Below are 22,129 nucleotides of genomic sequence, written 5' to 3' on the forward strand. Positions count from 1 at the left end.
GTTGAGCAATTACTGCAGGCGGAATGTTACAGGTACGGTGTACTTTACACGTACTGCGCTACCGTTCTGCTTACCAGGAATCCAGTGTGGCATTGACTTAACAACGCGCTGTGCCTCCTTGTCGAGTGATGGGTCAACGCTCTTTACAACCTTAACGTCGGTGATAGAACCATCACGTTCTACAACGAAGGTTACAACTACACGACCCTGTACACCGTTCTCCTCGGCTACTACTGGATACTTGATATTCTTAGACAGATACTCGAACAGAGCTGAGCTACCACCAGGGAACTGAGGCATCTCCTCTACCACGTCGAATACCTTGGTCTCTTCAACCTTTGGTGGCTCGGGTTCTGCGATAGTTTCCTTAACCTTCAGTACCTCACCAGCTGCATCGTCGTCACCCTTTACATCGAATGCACCGATTGCAGTGTTAGTTTCCTGAAGTTCTTCCTGTGACTTCATCTCCTGGTCTTCCTTAACCTCAGAGTCTTTCTTAATCTCAGGAACGGTGAAGGCTACTGAGCTCTTTACCTTCTCTACCTCAATTTTCTCAACTTCGGGCTCATCTTTGCGCTCTACCTTAGCCTCCTTCTTCTCAGCCAGACTGGCGAGCTCTACGTCGGTTTCGATAGCAGCGTTACGAGAGGCAATGTAATTATCGATAGACACCTTAGCGATGACGATGGCTGCGATGATAGCAAAACCAACGAACATTGTGATCAGTGCCTTCAGGTTACGTGTACCTGTGCTCTTGCGCAATTGATAAGCTCCGTATGCCTGGTTCTTACCTTCGAATACGAGGTCGACCCAGCTGTTGTCAATAAGATCTATTTTTGCCATAGTCTATTCTACATTTTAGGGGTTACTTGACGCCTGCCTTCTCGATGAGAGCCTTATCGTCGTCACTCATCTTGTCGACATTGTCAATCACATACTTATCAATATTGCTAATGAGCATCTCGTCGAGCGCAGCAACCATATTTTCATAGGTAGCTGAGTTGAGAGGACGGATGATGACGGTCATAGTAGGCACCTTCTCGCCTGAGGGCAGTTCACCCTTCTTCAGCTTCTTCAGAGCCTCCTGATACTGCTCGTCGGTCATCTTTGAGTTATACTCATTCTTCTTAGCATCGAGCTCCTTCTTAGCCATCTTAATCTTGGCTACGGGGTTAACACCCTCTTCAGTAGTGTGCTCGTTAAGAACTTTCTCGATACCATCCTTACCATAGCTGGTTGGCTTTACGCATGAAGGATCGTCGTAGTTGGGCAGACCAGCTACATACCAAACCTTATCGTTAGCACCCAGATAGAGTGTGATAGTGTGAGAAGCCTTTGTTACCTGCTTATCCTCTTCGTTCATCTGCTTGGTGTCGTCGTTTGACGGCATGGTAAGCTGCATAGCCTGCGGCTTAGCCAGTGTAGTACACAGCATGAAGAAGGTGATAAGAAGCATCATCATGTCTACCATTGGCGTGAAGTTCACGCGGGTATCCATCTTTTTCTGCTTTGATAGATTCTTTTTTGCCATAATACTACTAGTCGTTTAAACGTTTAACATCGAGATTCGTGATCAGCTGGAAACGGTTCTCGCTCATATCCTGGAGCTCTGACATCAACTTCTTAATTGAAGCATAAGGAGTCTTAGAATCGCACTTGATGGCGAGTTTGATGTCGGGGTTAGCCTCGCGGGCTGCTGTAACCCACTCCTGGAACTCGCTCTTACCACCGTTGATACTATCAAGCGGCAGACCGAGCTTCTGGATTGCCTCACCCATCTTTTCTGTATCGAGGTTCAGATAGTTACCAAGCTGAGCCATTGGAGCTCCAACCATAGCATCCTCGCGGAAGTGCTTGATCTGGTTGGCGTTCAGCTGGATACCAAACTTGTCTGTCATGGTCTCCAACATGGCCTGCATGTTGTTCTTGTTTTCGGTACCACAGAAGATGCGTCCCTCTGGAGTTACCAGAATGTTGAGCACATCCTGCTCTGGTATCTTAACCTCAGACACAGAATTAGGCGCTGTGACTTGAACTGGTTCTGGTGTCAAGAATGTTGAAGTCAACATAAAGAAACACAGAAGCAGCGTCATCACGTCTGACATTGGCGTCATGTCAATCCAGATGTCTTTTTTCTGTATCTTAATTTTTGCCATTCTCTAATTGCTTTAATGCGTTAATAAATGAATGGTAAAAAATTAAGCCTCGTTGTGGTTAGAATCGTATGTAGCGGCGATTGTGTAACCAATCTCATCGAGAGCGTATGTCAGCTTGTCGATCTTGTTTGAGAAGAAGTTGTAAACTACGGTAGCTACCCATGATGTCAAGATACCAGAAGCTGTGTTAACCAGAGCCTCAGAAATACCTGCAGACAGAGCCATAGAGTCAGCACCACCACCAGCAGACAGAGCCTGGAACGAACCGATCATACCAAGTACGGTACCGAACAGAGCGGTCAGAGTACCCAGAGATACGATGGTAGCAACCATTGGGAGGTTCATCTGCAGAGTAGGCATCTCAAGCTGAGTTGCCTCCTCGTGAGCCTGCTGGATCTTAGCAACCTTAGCAGCCTTCTTCAGAGTGTCGTTACCCTCAACGTCCTTATAAGCGGCGATAGAAGCCTTAACTACGTTAGCTACAGAACCCTGCATCTTGTCGCAAAGCTTGTCAGCCTCGTCGAACTTCTGAGCCTTGATGAGCTCCTTAACCTGTGCAGTGAACTTAGCGAGGTTGATCTTACCAGAAGCGGTCTTGATAGCGAAGAAACGCTCAATACCCAGGCAGATAACGGTGAAGAGAAGAGTCAGGATCAGACCTACTACGAAACCTCCCTTATAAACAGTACCCAGCAGGTTTGCAGGATGACCGCTGCGATCGCCACCAACGAAGTTGTCGGGGTTACCCATTACGAAGTACCATACACCATAACCAGCTAATGCACAAATTACCAGGATAATCCATGCTGCCTTAATACCACCAAAGCCCGAATTCTTTTTGGCTGGGGCTGCAGCCTTTGTTGTTGTTGCCATAAAATAATTAATTTTTTAGTTATTATAAATAAATAAAGATTTGTTTCACCTCGCAAAAGTAGCAAAATAAAGCGGAATACAAGCCTAATTAATACATTTTAACTATGAATTTCCGAATTATTTTAGTTTTGCTACCACTTCTTTGATGCGCTTCATTGCTTCTACGATGTTTTCATCGCTCAAAGCATAGCTCATTCTGAAGCATTCAGGGTCGCCAAACGCATCACCACCAACGGTTGCTACGTGACCTTTTTCCAACAAATACATAGCAAAATCGGTAGAGTTATTGATGGTTGTCTCACCATCGCTCTTGCCAAAGAAACTGCTGCACTTGGGGAACAGATAGAAGGCGCCCTCGGGCACGTTTACCTCCAGTCCGGGGATGTCCTTAGCCAGCTTGACAATGAGGTTACGGCGGCGCTCAAATGCCTGGCGCATATCCTCTACGCACTGCTGGTCGGCTACGTAAGCAAACTCAGCGGCCTTCTGGCTTACTGAGCATGGACCACTGGTATACTGGCCCTGCAGCTTGTTACAGCCCTTTACAATCCACTCTGGGGCGGCAATGTAGCCAATACGCCATCCTGTCATAGCATACGCCTTTGATACACCGTTTACGATGATGGCGCGCTCCTTCATGCCAGGGAACTGGGCGATACTCTCGTGCTTGCCGATATAGTTGATGTGCTCGTAGATCTCATCTGCCAGCACAAACAGGTCGTCGTGCTTCAGGATTACATCTGCCAGCGCCTTCAGTTCAGCCTTGCTGTACACGCTGCCTGTAGGGTTGCTGGGCGAGCAGAGGATAATCATGCGTGTTTTGGGGGTGATGGCTGCCTCGAGCTGCTCGGGAGTCATCTTGAAGTTCTGGTCGAAACCTGCCTCTACGAACTTTGGTGTACCACCAGCCAGCAGTACCATCTGGGGATAGCTTACCCAGTATGGGGTGGGGATGATCACCTCTTCGCCGTCGTTAACCAGAGCCATTACGGCGTTGCACACGCTCTGTTTGGCACCGTTGCTTACCAGAATCTCGTTTACAGTATAGTCGAGCTGGTTCTCGTTCTTGAGCTTAGCTACGATGGCCTTGCGCAGATCGGGATAACCTGGTACTGGTGAGTAACGTGAAAAATTGTCGTCTATTGCCTTCTTAGCAGCTTCCTTAATAGCGTCGGGGGTATTGAAGTCGGGTTCTCCAACACTCATGTTAATAACATCGATACCTTGCGCCTTCATTTCGGAGCTTTTCTGAGACATTGCCAGCGTGGCCGATGGAGCCAGACGCTGCAGACGATTAGATAATTGTGCCATATGATTAAAAATTTTGTGCAAAATTACGCATTTTATTTTTGAATACGAAATAAATGTGCCACTTTTTCACTTTCCTAAGGTGAATTTGCGACAAATTGTGAGTTATTTCAGGTGGAGCGTATGTCCCATACGGTTCTTCTTGGTCTCCAGATAACGCAGATTGTACTTGTTGGGAGTAACCTCGATGGGTACGTTCTCGATAATCTCAAGGCCGTAAGCCTCCAATCCCACGCGTTTCACGGGGTTGTTGGTAAGCAGGCGCATCTTGTGGACACCGATGTGGCGCAGCATCTGGGCACCGCAACCATAGTCGCGCTCGTCGGGCTTAAAGCCTAAGTGCACGTTGGCATCCACGGTGTCCAGTCCCTCTTCCTGAAGCTTGTAGGCGGCAATCTTGTTCATCAAGCCGATACCACGACCTTCCTGCTGCATGTAGATCACCACGCCCTTGCCCTCTTTCTCGATGGCCTGCATGGCCTTGTGCAGCTGCTCACCACAGTCGCAGCGCTTGCTGCCCAGGATGTCGCCAGTCATACACGATGAGTGTACGCGTACCAGGATGGGCTCGTCCTCCTTCCATTCGCCCTTAATCAGCGCCATGTGCTCCAGACCGTTGCTCTTCTGACGGAAGGGGATCAGGCGGAAGTGACCGTAGTCGGTTGGCATGTCCACCTCTTCGCCCACCTCAATCAGCGATTCCTTCTTCAGTCGGTAGGCAATCATATCTTTAATGCTGATAATCTTCAGATTCCACTCCTTGGCAAAGGCCATGAGCTCGGGCATACGGGCCATGGTACCATCCTCGTTCATAATCTCCATCAGTGCACCTGCAGGATAGAGTCCTGCCATACGACACAGATCGATGGCGGCTTCGGTATGTCCACTACGACGTAGCACACCGTTGTCCTGGGCGTAAAGAGGATTTACATGTCCTGGGCGTCCGAATGTCTCGGCTTTTGATGTTGGGTCGGCCAGTGCCTTGATGGTTTCGGCACGGTCGTGGGCACTTACACCTGTGGTGCAACCCTCCAGTTTGTCGACTGTAACGGTAAAGGGTGTACCCAGAACCGAGGTGTTGTCCTGCACCTGATGTGGCAGGTCGAGCTCCTTGCATCGCTCAATGGTGATGGGAGCGCAGAGCACACCACGTGCATGTTTCAACATGAAGTTCACTTTCTCTGCTGTAATCTTCTCGGCAGCGATAATCAGGTCGCCCTCGTTCTCGCGGTCTTCATCATCCACTACAATTACGAACTCACCCTGCTCGAAGTCCTTTACGGCCTCTTCTATGCTGTTCAACTTCATCTCTTCCATTTTCTTACACCTTATTTATATATATAGTAGTTAATCCTTATGTTTTCTTGTCTCAGAATCACGCACCAGTTCGGCTATAAATGGCATGTTCTCCAAATCTTCCATGGTTTTGGGGGCGGGTGCCGCATATACGGCCACGCGCTCAAGTACCCACTGGTTGGTTTCGAGAATGCGGTTCAGATCCTTGCGCAAACGCAGGCGGAAACGGCACATGCGACAGTAGAAGAATATGCCTAATGGCAGAATCAAACCCGAAATAATGTTGAGCCACTTGCGGCGGAACGGACGGGTGTGGGCATGGGTGGCCACTACGGGGTAGTGGTTCAGGTAGCCCAGTATCTGTGCGTCCTTGGTGTTGGCCAAGTCGTCGATAACATCTTCCAGCTGACCCACAATCTTCTCGATGGTCTGGTCGTCGCCAGGACGGAAGAATACGTGGATGGGGTTAGGCAGATGCAGCAGCTTGTGCTCCTCGCTGTACTGCTTGATCTGCTCGCTGATCTGCAGCAGGTGGTACGAGTCGAGTGCGTAGATAGGATCCTCGATAATCACCTCCTTGCGATAGATGTGGCGATGGGTGCGCAATCCCAGAATGCGCATAAACACCTGCTTGTACATATCGATGTTGAATACCACCGAGTCGTTGTTAGCCTTGTAGGTAAAGAAGCAGGCGATAGGGGCCAGTACCACGGTTGATATCGTCATTCCGTACCACACGGTCCACTGGTCGTCGCGTGCCATCTTCTGTCCGGTACTGTCCAGAATGTAGTACACAATGAATACCAATACCGAAATAATAACTGGTACGCCCAATCCACCTTTGCGGATGATAGCACCCAATGGAGCTCCGATAAAGAAGAAGATGATACAGGTGAGTGCCAGCGTGAACTTAAGGATGGCCTGAATCTGGTGCGTACGGAAATAGCGATGCAGACTGTTGGCATAAGCGCCCTTCATCTCCAGATCGGTAGCACACGACTGGGCACTGTTGAGAGCTGTCTGCAGAACCGATTTTTTCTTGCCATCGTTCAGCTTCGTGAACATCGAGTCGAGCGATTCGTTGTTCTCGGCTACCAGCTTTGATATCTTGACAGAGTCGCTGGCCGATACCTCGTTGGTTCTGAAGTAGAACCGCTTACCATCTATGTAGTACGATCGGCCCACGCTGTCGTTAAACTCCTGCAGCGAATCCTTATCGTGCATAATCTTTCCTAAGCTCTTTGCACGCGCATCGCCGGCAATATCGTTGATATCGGCCATGCTGAAGTTGTTGTCAAAGTCGAGTACAATGCGCTTGGTAACAAAAGTCTCGCGGCGGTAGGGTACATCGGCTGTACCTGCCAGGTCCTGCGAGCGCATGTTCTCGTTCCACACGCCGTTATACAGTGTAAGCAGCAGGTGCTTCTTTTCGGCTGTACTCTGCATCATACCCGAGTCGGCCAGGATGATGGCCTGATCCTCGTAGCTGCCCGTCATGCGGTAAATCATAATGCCGTACAGCATACCTGTGTTCAGGTCTTTCTTCTGTACGTAGATGTTCGAGCCTGGGATACCGTCGTAGAACACGCCCTCGGGGATTTCAAGTTCAGGGCTCTTTTGCTTCATACCCAGCAACAAGCGGTAGAAGTCCTGATTGGCTCGCGGACCTACCACGTTCTGGAAGTAGAACGATATGCCTGCCATCAGCACCGATATGATGATGAGCGAGCGGAATGCCTGCATAAGTGATATGCCTGCAGCCTTGATGGCTGTAAGCTCCGAGCTCTCACCTAAGTTACCAAAGGCAATGAGCGACGACAACAGTATGGCCAGGGGGAATGCCTGAGGCATCAGCATCAAGCCCATGTACCAGAAGAACTGGGCCATCACCTCAAGCGAAAGACCTTTACCAATCAGCTCATCGACGTAGCGCCACAGGAACTGCATCATCAGCACAAACTGGCAGATGAAGAACGTTCCTACGAACAGTAAGCCGAATTGCTTGGCTATAAATATATCTAGCTTCTTGATTCGAAACATTTGCTATTTTGCAATTTTGGCTGCAAAATTACAAATAAAAATTAAGAATCACACCTTATTTATAATATTTTTATCTTTTTCACCTTTTCACAGTCCGCTGGCACGGTGCAGACGGTCGAGGCTGCTCTCCCACAGAATTTTCAGTCCATCGATATCATCATCGTCGGCAAAATCTGTAATCACCAGATTCAGGTTGTGGGTCAGATCGCTCTTCTGTATGCTCATTTCCCAGTATGATTCGTCGTCTTCCTCGTCCTCGTAGTCCCATTTTAAACGGATGTGGTCGTGTTTGATAGCGTCAACTACGTGTGCCTGTCGCACATCCTGTTCTGTCCAAGGCTCTCCCCAGGTAAAGGTAAAAACTCCATCCTCTTCGTTCACGTGGTCGGCAAACCAGCGCTCCAAACCGTGAGCGCTACTAATCTGTTCCCAGATGATTGCTGGCGAAGTTGTGGCCAGTGGATATTCGATGTCTATTTTCTGCTTTCCCATATGTTTTTGGGTTAGAATTACTGATTTTAGTCTTGTTTTATGCGGCAAAATTACAAATTTTCTGCGAAATACAAAACTTTTTGCTGAAAAATTTTGGTGGTTCCAAAAAAATGTGTACCTTTGCACCCGCAAATCAGCAATGAGGCGGGATAGCTCAGCTGGTTAGAGCGCATGATTCATAATCATGAGGTCCCCAGTTCAATCCTGGGTCCCGCTACAAAGAAGGCAGTTAGATTTCAAGTCTAATTGCCTTTTTTCTTTGTTTTTTCTTTGTTGGTACAGAAAAAAGCCGTATATTTGCGCCCATGAAACAGATTATATCTACCATAGCGTTCTTGGTGCTTGCTTTACAGGCCGCGGCGCAGGATGTGGTCAGGTTGCTCCAACCTGCGTATGCCGACAGTGGTGCCGTGTATCGTCAGAGTGTGTATGTACCGCAGAAGTGGGATAAGTGCCGGGTGGTGCTTTTCCTCGAACGTCCGTTAGGTGCTACTGCCGTTAAGGTTAACGGGGTAGAGGCAGGCAGTGATACCTTGGTTAATTATCCCCATCAGTTAGATATTACCGAACAGATTGTAGCTGGGCAGCGCAACACCATCGAGGTGAGCGTGGCTGGGCACGATGCCCATGGCGTAATGGGTAACATCGAACTGCGCTCGCAACCACGAAGGTTATATATTAATAAGGTGCGTACGCATCCTCGCCCCTTTATGGGTACGGTGCGTATCGAGCTCGCCTTAAGCGGGCAGTCGCCCGATTTTGGCTTCTACAATGTGCAGACGATGATTCAGCGCGAGGGCGTTGATACAGCTAAGATTTTTGTGGATGAGCGCGAGGTGCGTGGAAGCTACATGCAGTACGATGCGCTGGTGATGGACGATAATCGTCTGTGGGACGAGTTCCATCCTAATATCTTCCGTCTGGCCCTTGGCGTGGGTTCCGATTATCAGGAGTACACCTTTGGTATGCGCGAGGCGGGCGTGGTAGATGGTAAACTGTACCTGAACCGCCATCCTGTTTATCTGCGTGGCTGTGTGATGGATGATTATTTCCCCCTTTGGGGCAGCATGCCGATGGACGAGGCTACGTGGATGCATATTATGCAGCGCTTGAGCGACTACGGACTAAACCACGTGCGTTTTCGTGGTTACTGTCCGCCCGATGCTGCTTTTAAGGCGGCCGATAAGGTGGGTATGTATCTGCAGCCTGAGGCTACCAGTGTGGCTGATATGAACCGATTGACCGATACTTATGGTCATCACCCGTCGTTGGTGCTAGTAACGCTGGGGCAGGATACCTATGTGTATAACGATCGTGTGCTTGCCCCTGTTGTGCTTAATCAGTGTACCATTGTGGGCCCCGATATGATGGCCTACAAGGAGGGTATCGAGCGTGTGCTGCTTAGTGGCGATAGCGTACACTACTTGCTGACGGGCATCTGTGATCGCCAGAATGATTTCAGTGGTGTGCTGCATGGCCGTTGGGACGATACCGACAAGGCGCCCCTGCGCCAGTTTTCCCAGTTCTGTCGTGCCATCGTGCCTTTGGTCAAATTGCCACAGTCGGTAGCTGCAACCGATACGCTGCGTGTGCCCGTATATGTGTATAATGCCATGTACGGCAATCTGCAGGGTGTGCGTACCAGCTATTATCTGGCCGACGAGTCGGGTAAGGTGCTGGCTGGCGGATTGGTGGCTAATGGCGATGTGCCGCTCGATACCCTTCCGCAGCTGGGCGAGGTGGTGTTACCCCTCGATTCTATCCAGGCACAGGGCAAGGTGACTCTGATGATTACCGTGGGTAGCAACGCCGTTCGGAATCAATGGGATTTGAACATCAATGAATAACTATTACGATATATCATGAACAAAGCACTATTATCATTTGCCTTGTTATGCGTGGCTTTAACGGGCCACGCACAAGGCGGAAACACAGGTATGGGCGGCGAGGATGGCGACTACCAGAGCCTGATGGAACGCCTGGCAAAGGTCGAGAAAAAGCACGATATGCTGGATGTTTACATCAACTATGCCGCCAGCGCTCAGGCTCGTGAGGCTACGGGTAGCTCGTGGCAAACCCGCTTTGCAAACAAGGAGTTGCGCCTGGAACTGAAGGGCAACCTTACTGATAAACTGTTTTATCGTTTGCGCCACCGTTTAAACCGCAGGAACGATGCGCAGGGCTCCGACAACTTCTCGAAAGCCACCGATATTGCGATGGTGGGCTATAGTTTCAGCGATAAGGTAACGCTGATGGCGGGAAAAATGAGTCAGATATGGGGTGGATACGAGTACGATGCCAACCCGATGTTTGTTTATCAGTACTCTGATATGCTGGACCACATGGAGATATTCCAAACGGGTGTAACACTCTCGCTGAAACCTGTGCCAACGCAGGAGTTTGCGCTGATGGTGAGCGATGCCCACAACGGTTCGCTCGAGGATTACTATGGCAACGATGCGATAGTGGTTACCGATAATGGTGATTACCGCCTCCTTGAACGGGCCAACCATCCGCTCACGTTTATTGCCAACTGGAATGGTAGTTTCTTCGATAACCAGTTGCAAACGCGCTGGGCGTGGGGTATTCAGAAGGAGGCCCAGGGCAAGTACTCGCGTATGATTACCCTTGGTCAGAAGCTTAATCTGCCCCAACTGCAGTGGTATGTTGATTATATGGCCGAGTTCGACGATCTCGACCGCCTTGGTATCGCTACCGAAGATTTGGCAGACAGATTTCAGCCCCAGATATATTACTATGAGTATGGTTATCCTATCAATAATTTGGTATATCAGCCCTATGAACCAATGAATCTTCATTGTGGAAAAGTGCATTACCATACTTGGATATCAAAGCTTAACTGGCAGTTTGCACCCCAGTGGAACCTGATGCTGAAGGGTACTTACGAAACAGCCTCGATGCAGCAGGTTGAGCGCTATAAGAACTATCGCAAAAGCATCGGATGGGCAGGTGCGATTGAGTACTATCCAGATAAAACGCAGGATTTGCGTGTGTTCCTGGCCTATCAGGGACAGAACATCAACTACAGCAAGGAGTCGGCCCTTGGTGGCAAGCATTCCAACCGCATAGAGCTGGGCTTTATGTATCGCATCAAGTGCTATTAATTTTATTATTTAATCTATAACCCATTACTATTATTATTTACTTATGAACCGTAAAACTTCATTCATTGCACTGGCCTTAGTGGCCATGTTTGCATGCAGCACGCCTGCCCAGGCACAGTGGGGCGGACTGCTTAACAAAGCGCGTAAAGCCGCAGGTATTAAAACCAAGCAGGAGAAGGCGCAGGATGCCGCACAGCAGCGTAGAGACTCTGTTCTTAAGGCCGCTGCAGCCATCACACCCACCATTCCGCAGGCAGCCGAGAGCGGCCTGCCTATCACTATCAAATGGGGTGACACCCCCATCGGCACATGGGACCCTGTTAAACTCGAGATTACTTTTAATCAGACTTACGATGAGGGCGAGTTTGCCGGTCAGAAGGTTAAGTACATCCTCGACCCCGCCACAGGTAAGTTTACCAGCTTGAATGGTATCCCCAAGGGCTCTATCAGCAACGATGGTACTATCGAGAGTCCTAACCTGGGTACGATTAAGCTCGATACCAAGACTAACGAAGTATCGATGGATGGCGAGGTGATAGGTCGCGTAACCAAACTACGCGCCTCGTGCTATGGTACCGATTTCGGACAGCTCGAAGGCCATGTAAGTCCGCTGTTGGTGGCCTATATCTTCCATGGTGCGCTGATATCTAAGAATCAGGTGCAGGGCTGGAAGGAAGCCGAGGTTAAGCGTACCGAAGAGGCTAAGGCCCGTGCCGCCAAGGAGAAAGAGGAGCGTGCTGCCCGCCAGGAAGCTGCCAAGAAAGAGTGGGCTGAGCTGAACGTTACCATCGAGGATGGTTCATTCCGTACCATCGGCCGCATTAAGAGCAATGGCACTATCGAGGACGGTTCATTCCGTACTATCGGTCGTGTTCGTCAGGATGGTACTGTTGAGGATGGCTCGTACCGTACCATTGGTCATATCAGAAGCAATGGTACCATCGAGGATGGTTCGTTCCGTACTATTGGCCGCTTTGATGGTCGTCTGTTCGAGGATGGTAGCTTCCGTACCGTAGGGCGTATGAGCGGTAGTACCGTCGAGGATGATTCGTTCCGTACCATCGGTCGCATCAAGGGTACCTCAAACAAAACCCTCCTTGCCGCCTGCTTCTATTTTTTCTACTTTAAAGCCCAGGCTGAGTCTAAGAAATGATGATGTGCTGAAATAACCGATCAAATTTTTGATTGATTGGGCATGGGTGCAATTTTGCACCCATGTTTGTTTTTGGATGTATTTTTGAGTTCGCATAAGTTTTTTTGCGAAATATTTGGTGGATTCGGGGGAATGCATTATATTTGCAAGCGCTTAATGAAACTGAATTTTACAAAGGATGACAAAAGAAATATACGAAAAGAAACATTATTTTGAAGCTGTGGTACATCTGGTGAAATATGTTGTATTCATGGCTCTTGGCATAGAAATGATAAGGGTAGGGCCCGATGCTTTGCGGAACTATCCCGGCTGGGTTTGGTGGCTGTGGCTACTGGTGGCTGCTTTCTTTTTAATTATGTCGGTGGCTATGTTGTGGCAAAGGATAAACCGGTATTTAGACCTGCATGTAAACCATATGCCGGCACTTATCATCGAAAAAGATTGCTTGCAGATATACTCACGGGGTAAGTACCATATCATTAGATGGACCGAGGTGCAGGATTTTAAGTATGTGCATATGTCGAAAGTGCGCGATATGTATTATCCGATATACAAGGATGATAGCCGTAATGGTAGTCGTCTCGGTCTGCAGTTTCATCGCGATGCGTTTTTCTGCGACCATCTTACATTATCGCAACAGGAATTATTAGATGAACTTAAAAAACATATTTAGGGATTCCCCTACTAACGGGTAGGGGATTTCTTGTATCTTTTTTCCAAACAATGATTACCTTTGCGGCAGAAATTACAAATTAAAACTAACTTACAATGATGAAGAAACTGATATCAAGCCTGTTGATGGCTTTTGTATGTGTAGGCGCTATGGCCGAGCAGGATACGAAGGAGTACAAGACTTTCGTTAAGAACGATCACCATGTGTTTTATTGCACGCACAATGGTATACTTGTGGTGGTGGATCCAACCGAAGGCGGCATCTTTGAACCAAACATTACTGTTATCAACGAGAGTGGTCACGACTTTGTGTTTGAACCTAAGAAGATTAAGGCATATGCCTATGCTATCCCTGGCATTAACTCGAAGTCGGCTCGCTATCGTACAGAGCGCTTCTTAGCTAAGGGCGATACCTTAGGTTTCGACAAAGATGAGCTGGTGGTTTACACCCCTGAGAAGTATAGTAAGAAGCGAACCAAAACGATGTGGTGGAGTGATTTTATTGGCGAGTTGGTTGTGGCTGGCGTAGAGAGTATTGGTACAAATGATAAGCGAACCGAATACTGGAATGATGTACGTCGCGATCGTCGCATACAGGATGCCGAAGATGCACGCCAGTTGGAGAGGGCTCGCATCAGCGAAGGCTATTGGCGAGCCAATACCATTTTCAACTACTCGGAGCACGAGGGCTTTATTGCCATTAAATCCGTTCATACGCAGTACTTGATTCTTGATATCCCCGTGGATGGTGAGAACTTCCACTTCCTGATTGACAACAACAAGAAGTACTAATTGCGAAAGTAATACAAAAAAAAAGCGAGGGAATCTTTCGATTCTCTCGCTCTTTGTGTCGGGATTACTGGACTCGAACCAGCGACCTCGCGCCCCCCAGACGTGTGCGCTACCAACTGCGCTAAATCCCGATCCGTTTTCGACTTGCACCCAGCCGTTATCGCCGAATGCGGGTGCAAAGGTACGCAGTTTTTTTGAACTGACCAAATTTTCGGCCTATTTTTTACTCTTTTCCCACTTATTTTTCCATTTTTCGTACTTTTCATACAGCGTTGCTGGGCGGTCGTTGTACCAGCTGTAGCCATTGCGGCGCTCTGGGCCGATGTCCGAAAGGTGCTTGCGGGGCATGCCATCGCGGTCGCATACAAACGGCTGGCAGTTCAGCAAGTCGTAGAATCGTGCCCATAGTGGACCGGCTTTGGGGTCGGGTACCAGTCGGGTGTCGGCTCCTGGTTCCCCCTTCTTACCAATCTTCACAAGTCGGTAGCCTGTAATCTTATTCTTCTCAAACCAAGCCATAGCGCTGTTGATCGAGCGGCGTACTCGCTCGTCGGGGTGGGGCAGGCTCATCAGGAATCGTACGATGGCCGCACTCTCCATCGAGCAGTATGATGGCAACTCGTAGGCGCGGGCATAAGTAGGGTAAAGTGTCTTGCGGTCGTGCTGCTGGCACCAAACGGTCAGCGTGTCGTCAACCTTTATCTGCGTGTTCAGAATGCATTCAATACCTTTCTTAAACGACTTTTCGATCTGTGCGTTCAGCTTCTCGTCGCTTAATCCGGCATACTGCTCTTTACCATTCAGTATGTCGCGCATCATGGTCAGAATATTCACAATAGCATCGTCGTTGTAGGTTATCTGCACCTGATAGTCGCGCTGGGTTGGCCAGAACTGTGGCCATCCGCCGTTTTCATACTGTCCATCCAGAATGTAGTTTACACCCTTCTTGAAAGCCTCGCGATAGTGCTCATCCTTGGTCTGCTGATACAATCGCGCCAGGAAGTTCATCTGCATGGTGGTAGCACCGTTGTCGATTGTCGAGTCGTCGGTCACCCGCTTATCCTTGATGATCACCTCGCGCTGCTGGTTGGAGAGTGGTGTCACCATGTCGACGTTCTTGGGCCAGCCGCCCGTGTTGCGCTGCCAAATCAGTAGCTGGTCGCCGATACGGCGAGCTTCTTCGGTTTTGAAAAACTCGGGATTCTTTTCTTTCAGTACCTTGTCACTTTGTGCGTTAGCTGGTACGATAGGCATGAGGCCAATGATGGCTGCCAGTAGAGTAGTTTTAATGTAGTTCATACTATTTTAAATTGTTTTGTTCGTGGGTGCAAAAGTACAAAAAGATTACGAAACCGCACAAGGATTAACACACATTAAGAGGATAATAGTAATAAAATGTGTAAAAATGAGCGCTTAGTGCCCGAAAATGCGTATCTTTGCATGCAATTAGAACGACATATACAAGAAATGAAGCAATATAAACTTACGGCACCTGAACGTTTGGCTCAGACCATCCAGTTGCCAGCATCAAAAAGCATATCCAACCGTGCGCTCATTATCTATGCCCTTAGCGGAGGTCGTAATCTGCCTCAGAACCTGAGTGATTGCGACGATACCGAGGTGATTATCGAGGCGCTGCGATACATGCCCGACGAAATTAATATCAAAGCTGCCGGTACCGCCATGCGATTTATGACGGCCTACCTGAGCGTGATGCGCGGCATCCATGTGATTACTGGTACCGAGCGTATGCAGCACCGTCCCATAGCTATCCTGGTTGATGCCCTGCGCAAGTTGGGTGCACAGATAGAGTACGTAGGGCAGGAGGGATTCCCACCCCTTAAGATCACTGGTCATAAGCTGCAGGGTGGCGAGCTTTCTATCCCTGGCAACGTGAGCTCGCAGTACATTTCGGCGCTGCTGATGATTGGGCCGATGCTGGAAGAGGGTCTTACGCTGCAACTTACAGGCGATATCATCTCGCGCCCTTACATCGACCTTACGCTGTGGATGATGGGCGAGTTCGGCGCCGAAGCCAAATGGAGTTCGGCCGATACGATTACCGTGGACCACAAGCCTTACAAGAGTCGCGATTACTTTATTGAGAGCGACTGGAGCGGTGCCAGCTACTGGTATGAGATGGTGGCACTGAGCAAGGATCGCGATGCCGAAGTAAAGCTGACAGGACTGATGGACGGTTCGATGCAGGGCGATTCTACCACCCGCTACATCTTCAGCTTGCTGGGTGTAAAGACCACTTTTGAAACCCAGAAGAAAGGCGTACCGCAGATGGTGACACTGAAGAAGAACGGTCGTGGCGTGGGCAAGTTGGAGTACGACTTTGTGAATGCCCCCGACTTGGCGCAGACCTTTGTGGTTACCTGTGCCGCACTCGATATTCCCTTCCACTTCAAAGGCCTCTCAACCCTGAAAATTAAGGAGACCGACCGTATTGCAGCCCTGAAGAAAGAGATGCTGAAGTTGGGTTACGTGATTCACGATGTCAACGACAGCGAGCTGTACTGGGACGGTGAGCGCTGCGAACCCGACCTGCAGGCTGGTATCGACACTTACGAAGACCATCGCATGGCATTGGCTTTTGCACCCTATGCTTTGCGCCAAGACGGACTGATTATCAATAATCCACAGGTAGTAACCAAGTCGTACCCTAAGTTCTGGGACGACCTGAAACTGGTAGGATTCAACATTGAAGAATAAAAACTAACACAATTATTTTAGACGATGACGTTTGCATTAGTATGTATAGGCATGTTGTTGGTGCTGGGCCTGATAGCCTTGGTAGCCAACTGGTTTGATAAGAGCGAGGATGTGATTGAGCAAGGTCACGACTGCTCTACCTGCACAGCTGCCGACGAGGGCTCGTGCAAGATACACTGCCTGCTTGAGGAGAAGAAACAGAAGAGTATTAGTGAATAGTGATTAGTGAAGAGTGAATAGTGAGATGGAATGGGCGATATATGGGCATGGTGTTGGTTGTCGCGTTGGTGGCAACCATGGGCTTTGCGCAAAACAAAAACACCGCCAAGAGCCGGTTCTGGCACGCCTTCAACGCCCGCTATAACACCTATTATAATGGTCACATGGCCTTTCTGGATGGAAATTTGGAGAAAGAGAAAGGCCACAAGGATAACTTTACCGAGCTGTTGCCGCTTTATCCCGTTGGCAACAAACTGAGTCGCGACATAGGCAAATCGCATTACGAGCGAACGGTTGAGAAGATGGAGAAAGCCATCCAGCGCCACACCATAAAGGTGAAGGGGCGCGAGCAGAACCCGTTTCTGTGGAAAGCATGGCTGATGCTTGGTAAGGCACAGTTCCAAATGGGACAGTTTGAAGAGGCTGCCGCTACCTTCTCGTATATGGCACGCCTGTACCTGGGCAATCCTGCCCGCAGCGGACTGGCCCGTGCGTGGCTGGCCAAAAGCTACACTATGTTGGGCTGGCGATACGATGCCGAGGACGTGATTCGTAACATGAGTCGCGACTCGATGGATTTCCGTGCCGTTAAGGATTGGGATTACACCTACGCCAACTATTACATCAGCGTGGGCGATTACCCCAAGGCCGTGCCCTATCTGCGCAAGGCCATCAAGCACGAACGCCGTAAAACCCAGCGTGCCCGCGAGTGGTACCTGATGGGACAGATACAGAACCTGATGGGCCATCAGCAAGAGGCTTACAAGGCTTTTGCCCGTGTGATACGCTGCAGTCCGCCTTACGAGTTGCAGTTTAACGCCCGCATAGCCCAGACCGAAGTGCTGGCCAAGAACAACGGCAAGCAGATGATAGGTAAGCTGAAGCGCATGGCCGCCAACGATAACAATGCCGAGTATCTCGACCAGGTGTACTATGCCATCGGCAACATCTATCTGGCCCAAGGCGATACCTTGCAGGCCATCGGCGCCTACGAAAAGGGTAACCTGAAATCAACCCGCAATGGTATCGAGAAGGGTATGCTGCTGCTTACCCTTGGCAATCTGTATTGGGAACAGGAGAAATTTGCCGATGCCCAGCGCTGTTATGGCGAGGCTATCGGACTGCTGGATAAGGACCGCAAGGATTACGACGAACTCTCGCGCCGCTCAAAGGTGCTCGACGAACTGGTACCTTATACCGAGGCTGTGCATCTGCAGGATTCGCTCTTGCAACTGGCCAGGATGAGCGAGAAAGAGCGCCTGCAAGCCATCGACCGCGTGATAGCAGAACTGAAGAAAAAGGAAAAGGAGGCACGCGATGCAGAGCTGGAAAATACCGCTAATACCCAGCAGACATTTAATCAATCAAATTTTGGATCGATTAACCAACGCGCTGTGCCTCAGTCAGTTGGTGCCCAGCAGACAAGTGGCGCATGGTACTTCTATAACCCAACGGCTGTGAGTCAGGGTAAGGCTACCTTCCAGCGCGAATGGGGCCGCCGAGAGAATATCGACAACTGGCGCCGCAGTAACCAAACCGTACTCCGCATGCCGTCGGGCGATGCGGCTAACGACAGTATAACAGCATCCGATGAGGCCGCTAAAGCTGTTGGCGATAGCATTGTTGCCCCCATCGACAGCACCGCTCTCGATCCGCACAACCGTGCCTACTATCTGGCGCAAATACCATTCACCGATGAGCAGCAGGCCGCCTGTCACGATATCATCAAGGATGGGTTGTTCCATGCCGGTATCATCCTGAAGGATAAGATGGAGCGCCTGAACATCAGCGAGCGATACCTGCGCCGCCTGACGGGCGACTATCCCGACTACGAACATAACCCCGAGGCGTGGTATCACCTGTGGCTGCTCTACTCGCGCCAAGGACGTACAGCCGAGGCAGCCGAGTGCCTGACCCACCTGAAGGCCGACTACCCCGACAGCGAATACACATTGCTGATAGCCGACCCCTACTATGCCGAGAATGCCCGCTTTGGCGAGCAGATAGAGGATTCGCTCTATGCTGCCACCTACGATGCCTTTAAGCACGATGAATTCCTGGTGGTAAAGCAGAACACAGAACTGTCGGCCACCCGCTTTGCCCAGGGCGCCCACCGCGATAAATTTGTGTTTATCAGTGGCTTGAGCCTGCTGAACGAAGGCGATGGCGATGGCTGTCTGGAGCAGTTGCAGCAGGTGGTAGAGAAATACCCCGACAGCGAAGTGAGTCCACTGGCAGGTATGATTATCAAAGGTGTGCAAGATGGTCGCAAGCTGCGTGGTGGCAAGTTTGATATCGGCGACGTGTGGACCCAGCGCGACATTGTGCTGAAGCGTGATTCTACCACCACCGATACCCTGAGCACCGACCGTGGCTCGCACTACCTGTTTATGCTGGTGTATCAGCCTGATTCGGTAAATCAGAACCAGCTGCTGTTCGAGTTGGCTCGCTATAACTTTACCAACTTCCTGGTGCGTAATTTTGAGATTCAGATAGATCAGGACGGCGAGCTGAACCGCATGCTGGTAAGCGGATTCCTGAGTTACGACGAGGCCCTGCAGTATGCCCGTATGCTGTACGACAACGAAACCCTGCGCCGATACACGGCCCGCACCATGCGCCTGATAGTTAGCGAGCAGAATCTGCCCCTGCTGGGCACCCAGTACACCTACGACGAGTATCAGCAGTTCTACGAGCGCGAGCTGGCACCCATGCAGGTTAGCAAGGATAACCTGCTGATAAACCCCGAGGCGGTGGATGCGCCTGATATTGAGGACGAACTGCCAGCTAAGCCCGCCGAGCAGCCCGCACCTGCCACACAGAAAAAGCAGCAGAAGGTGCTGGATTTTGATGATGATTTTTGGTAAACAACAGATAGAGATATATGACAAACGGATTACTACTTTGGGTAGACGACGAGATTGAGCAACTCAAGGGCCACATCATGTTCCTCGAGAAGAAAGGCTATGAGATCGTGACCGTTAGCAACGGTACCGATGCCCTCGACCTGTGCCGTCAGCGCAACTTCGACCTGGTGCTGCTGGATGAGCAGATGCCTGGTATCAGCGGACTCGAAACCCTGCGCAAACTCAAGGAGATTAATCCCTCTATCACTGTGGTGATGGTTACCAAGAGCGAGGAGGAGAACATTATGGAGCAGGCCATCGGACAGAAGATTGCCGACTACCTGATAAAGCCCGTAAACCCCAATCAGATATTGTTGACACTCAAGAAGAATATCCACCGCCGTGCCATCGAAACAGAAATCACACAGAGCCAGTATCAGCAGAACTTCCAGCAGATAGCCATGCAGATAATGGACTGCAAAACGTGGAATGATTGGGTGCTGGTGTACAAGCGCCTGGTACACTGGGAGCTGGAGCTGAGTGCCACCGAAAGCACCATGACCGAGATGCTGCAGATGCAGAAGGAGGAGGCCAACAACGGCTTTGCCAAGTTTATCAAGAAGAATTATCTGGATTGGATAGCAGGTGGGGGAGAGAAGCCCGTTCTTTCGCCCGAGATATTTAAAACCAAGGTGTTCCCCATGCTCAATGCGGGCGAAAAGGTGTTCCTGGTGGTGCTCGATAACTTCCGTTACGACCAGTGGCGCGTGCTGTCGGGCGAACTGAGTGCCTACTTTGATATCGACGAGGACATGTATTACAGCATTCTGCCCACCGCCACGCAGTATGCGCGCAACGCCATCTTCAGTGGTTTGATGCCTAACAAGATACAGGAGATGTTCCCCGACCTCTGGGTGGATGAAGACGAGGAGGAGGGTAAGAACCTGAACGAGGAACCGCTGATTCGTACCCAGCTGGAGCGCTATCGCCGTAAGGAGACTTTTTCTTATCACAAGATAAACACCCAGGCCGATGCCGACAAGCTGATGCAGCAGATGCAGCAGATAGAGAAGCACCCGCTGAATGTGGTGGTGTTTAACTTTATCGACATGCTGAGCCACGCCCGTACCGAGTCGAAGATGGTGCGTGAGCTGGCCAACAACGAGAGTGCCTACCGTTCGATAACCCTGTCGTGGTTCCGCCATTCGGTCATCAGCGATTTCTTCCGCCAGCTGGCACAGATGGATTGCAAGGTGATTGTGACCACCGACCACGGCAGTATTCGTTGCACCCAGCCCGTAAAGATTGTGGGCGATCGCAACACCAACACCAACCTGCGCTACAAGTTGGGTAAGAACCTGAGTTACGATGATGATAAGAGTCTGCTGGTTATCAAGGATCCGCGCAAGGCCATGTTGCCACAGCCCAACCTCTCAACCAGCTACGTGTTTGCCACGGGCGACTCGTTCTTTGCCTATCCCAACAACTATAATTACTACGTATCGTACTATCGCGACACGTTCCAGCACGGAGGCATCTCGATGGAGGAGATGATTGTGCCGCTGATTACGCTTAAGGGTAAAAAGGTAAGAAGGTAGAATGTAAAAATGTAAAAATGTAAAAATGAAAAAATGTAAAAATGAAAAAATATTATGGAGATTAAGATTAACAGTTTAGAGCAGATCGGGGATGCCGCCCGAGAGTTTATTGCCCAGATGGGTGATCGTCGTGTGTTTGCCTTTTATGGTAAGATGGGTGCCGGAAAAACCACGTTTATCAAGGCCATTTGCGAGGCTTTGGGGGTAGAGGATGTGATTACATCGCCCACCTTCGCCATCATCAACGAGTACACATCGGGCGAGGGTGAGAGCATCTATCACTTTGATTTTTACCGTATTAAGAAGTTGGAGGAGGTTTACGACATGGGCTACGAGGATTATTTCTACAGCGGTTGCCTGTGCCTGATAGAGTGGCCCGAGCTGATTGAGGAGGTACTGCCCGAGGATGCCGTTAAGGTGACTATTGAAGAAAAAACCGACGGCAACCGTGTGGTTACCGTCGGCTAATTAAGTGATATGTTTGGTGCTGGTCGGAGTTACACCAGAGCTTCGAACTTCTCTTCGAACCTACCCTTCGACTGGGCACCAATCAGTTTATCTACAACCTCACCATTCTTGAAGAACAGAATGGTAGGAATGTTTCGGATTCCAAACTCGGCGGCGAGGTCTTCGTTGTCCTCAACGTCGCACTTGCCAACCACGATCTTACCGTCGTACTTAGCGGCCAATTCTTCGATAATGGGAGCCACCATACGGCAGGGACCACACCAAGTAGCCCAGAAATCAACTACCAAAGGCAGGTTACCGGCCTTCAACTCTGCAAAGTTTTCTTTTGTGATTGTTACTTCCATCTTAATCTTGTTTAATTATGTGAATACTA

General features: G+C 49.8%; 20 protein-coding genes and 2 tRNA genes. 11 read left to right on the forward strand and 11 right to left on the reverse strand.

The features are described 5' to 3' along the window. Window positions 1-9: 9 nt before the first annotated feature. The 8 genes from BLR73_RS12210 to BLR73_RS12245 form a co-directional block, all read right to left on the reverse strand. Entirely contained in the window at window positions 10-843 is an 834-nt protein-coding gene (locus tag BLR73_RS12210) for an energy transducer TonB (protein ID WP_033149614.1), read from the reverse strand. A 22-nt stretch (window positions 844-865) separates the two neighbouring features. Next, a complete protein-coding gene (locus BLR73_RS12215) occupies window positions 866-1,531 on the reverse strand; it encodes an ExbD/TolR family protein (RefSeq protein ID WP_013064302.1) in 666 nt (221 codons plus the stop codon). A 7-nt stretch (window positions 1,532-1,538) separates the two neighbouring features. Next, entirely contained in the window at window positions 1,539-2,156 is a 618-nt protein-coding gene (locus tag BLR73_RS12220) for an ExbD/TolR family protein (RefSeq protein WP_013065030.1), read from the reverse strand. Between the two features lie 42 nt (window positions 2,157-2,198). Further along, window positions 2,199-3,029: a MotA/TolQ/ExbB proton channel family protein gene (locus tag BLR73_RS12225; protein ID WP_033149615.1), complete on the reverse strand. Its 831-nt coding sequence runs from the start codon at window positions 3,027-3,029 to the stop codon at window positions 2,199-2,201. Between the two features lie 117 nt (window positions 3,030-3,146). Further along, window positions 3,147-4,340, reverse strand: a complete 1,194-nt coding sequence (locus tag BLR73_RS12230; RefSeq protein ID WP_013063435.1) for a pyridoxal phosphate-dependent aminotransferase — start codon at window positions 4,338-4,340, stop codon at window positions 3,147-3,149. Window positions 4,341-4,442: 102 nt separating this feature from the next. Next, entirely contained in the window at window positions 4,443-5,654 is a 1,212-nt protein-coding gene (locus BLR73_RS12235; RefSeq protein WP_091862382.1) for a bifunctional 3,4-dihydroxy-2-butanone-4-phosphate synthase/GTP cyclohydrolase II, read from the reverse strand. Between the two features lie 30 nt (window positions 5,655-5,684). Continuing rightward, window positions 5,685-7,673 carry an LptF/LptG family permease gene (locus BLR73_RS12240; protein WP_013065150.1) on the reverse strand — a complete coding sequence of 663 codons (1,989 nt, stop codon included), beginning with the start codon at window positions 7,671-7,673 and terminating at the stop codon, window positions 5,685-5,687. An 87-nt stretch (window positions 7,674-7,760) separates the two neighbouring features. Continuing rightward, window positions 7,761-8,165, reverse strand: coding sequence for an START-like domain-containing protein (locus tag BLR73_RS12245; RefSeq protein ID WP_013063194.1), 405 nt, complete (start codon window positions 8,163-8,165; stop codon window positions 7,761-7,763). A gap of 143 nt (window positions 8,166-8,308) precedes the next feature. On the opposite strand from BLR73_RS12245, the gene BLR73_RS12250 reads away from it, so the two are divergent. The 6 genes from BLR73_RS12250 (at window position 8,309) to BLR73_RS12275 (ending at window position 13,907) form a co-directional block, all read left to right on the forward strand. Then, window positions 8,309-8,382, forward strand: a tRNA-Met gene (locus tag BLR73_RS12250). A gap of 88 nt (window positions 8,383-8,470) precedes the next feature. Beyond that, entirely contained in the window at window positions 8,471-10,012 is a 1,542-nt protein-coding gene (locus BLR73_RS12255) for a glycoside hydrolase family 2 protein (RefSeq protein ID WP_091862385.1), read from the forward strand. 15 nt (window positions 10,013-10,027) lie between these two features. Further along, window positions 10,028-11,290: a porin gene (locus BLR73_RS12260; RefSeq protein WP_091862388.1), complete on the forward strand. Its 1,263-nt coding sequence runs from the start codon at window positions 10,028-10,030 to the stop codon at window positions 11,288-11,290. Window positions 11,291-11,333: 43 nt separating this feature from the next. Further along, window positions 11,334-12,443 (forward strand): 5-fold beta-flower protein, encoded by a 1,110-nt coding sequence (locus BLR73_RS12265; RefSeq protein ID WP_091862391.1) that lies wholly within the window; start codon window positions 11,334-11,336, stop codon window positions 12,441-12,443. Between the two features lie 178 nt (window positions 12,444-12,621). Next, a complete protein-coding gene (locus BLR73_RS12270) occupies window positions 12,622-13,116 on the forward strand; it encodes a hypothetical protein (RefSeq protein WP_091862394.1) in 495 nt (164 codons plus the stop codon). Between the two features lie 95 nt (window positions 13,117-13,211). Beyond that, window positions 13,212-13,907 (forward strand): hypothetical protein, encoded by a 696-nt coding sequence (locus BLR73_RS12275; RefSeq protein ID WP_091862397.1) that lies wholly within the window; start codon window positions 13,212-13,214, stop codon window positions 13,905-13,907. A gap of 58 nt (window positions 13,908-13,965) precedes the next feature. Here the strand turns inward: BLR73_RS12275 and BLR73_RS12280 are convergent. Together BLR73_RS12280 and pelA are read right to left on the reverse strand one after the other, a co-directional pair. Beyond that, window positions 13,966-14,038 (reverse strand) — tRNA-Pro (locus tag BLR73_RS12280). 85 nt (window positions 14,039-14,123) lie between these two features. Further along, on the reverse strand, window positions 14,124-15,206 hold the full coding sequence (gene pelA, locus BLR73_RS12285) for a pectate lyase (RefSeq protein ID WP_091862400.1): 1,083 nt from the start codon (window positions 15,204-15,206) through the stop codon (window positions 14,124-14,126). A gap of 168 nt (window positions 15,207-15,374) precedes the next feature. Between pelA and BLR73_RS12290 the strand changes: the two genes are divergently transcribed. Genes BLR73_RS12290 through tsaE form a run of 5 tightly spaced genes read left to right on the forward strand, consistent with a single transcriptional unit; the run spans window position 15,375 to window position 21,756 of the window. Next, the gene (locus tag BLR73_RS12290; RefSeq protein WP_091862403.1) at window positions 15,375-16,625 is read left to right on the forward strand and encodes a 3-phosphoshikimate 1-carboxyvinyltransferase; all 1,251 of its coding nucleotides are present in this window, start codon (window positions 15,375-15,377) and stop codon (window positions 16,623-16,625) included. Window positions 16,626-16,649: 24 nt separating this feature from the next. Continuing rightward, complete coding sequence (locus tag BLR73_RS14210) at window positions 16,650-16,844, forward strand: hypothetical protein (RefSeq protein WP_139294869.1); 195 nt, start codon at window positions 16,650-16,652, stop codon at window positions 16,842-16,844. Between the two features lie 47 nt (window positions 16,845-16,891). Then, complete coding sequence (locus BLR73_RS12295; protein ID WP_091862474.1) at window positions 16,892-19,711, forward strand: type IX secretion system periplasmic lipoprotein PorW/SprE; 2,820 nt, start codon at window positions 16,892-16,894, stop codon at window positions 19,709-19,711. 17 nt (window positions 19,712-19,728) lie between these two features. Then, window positions 19,729-21,288 (forward strand): T9SS response regulator signal transducer PorX, encoded by a 1,560-nt coding sequence (locus BLR73_RS12300; protein WP_091862406.1) that lies wholly within the window; start codon window positions 19,729-19,731, stop codon window positions 21,286-21,288. A gap of 54 nt (window positions 21,289-21,342) precedes the next feature. Beyond that, window positions 21,343-21,756: a tRNA (adenosine(37)-N6)-threonylcarbamoyltransferase complex ATPase subunit type 1 TsaE gene (gene tsaE, locus BLR73_RS12305; protein WP_013063164.1), complete on the forward strand. Its 414-nt coding sequence runs from the start codon at window positions 21,343-21,345 to the stop codon at window positions 21,754-21,756. 29 nt (window positions 21,757-21,785) lie between these two features. On the opposite strand, the gene trxA is transcribed toward tsaE, so the two are convergent. Then, entirely contained in the window at window positions 21,786-22,100 is a 315-nt protein-coding gene (trxA, locus tag BLR73_RS12310) for a thioredoxin (protein WP_091862409.1), read from the reverse strand. Window positions 22,101-22,129: the final 29 nt, after the last annotated feature.

The sequence above is a fragment of the Prevotella sp. khp1 genome, assembly GCF_900102205.1.
In the GTDB taxonomy this organism is placed as follows: domain Bacteria; phylum Bacteroidota; class Bacteroidia; order Bacteroidales; family Bacteroidaceae; genus Prevotella; species Prevotella ruminicola.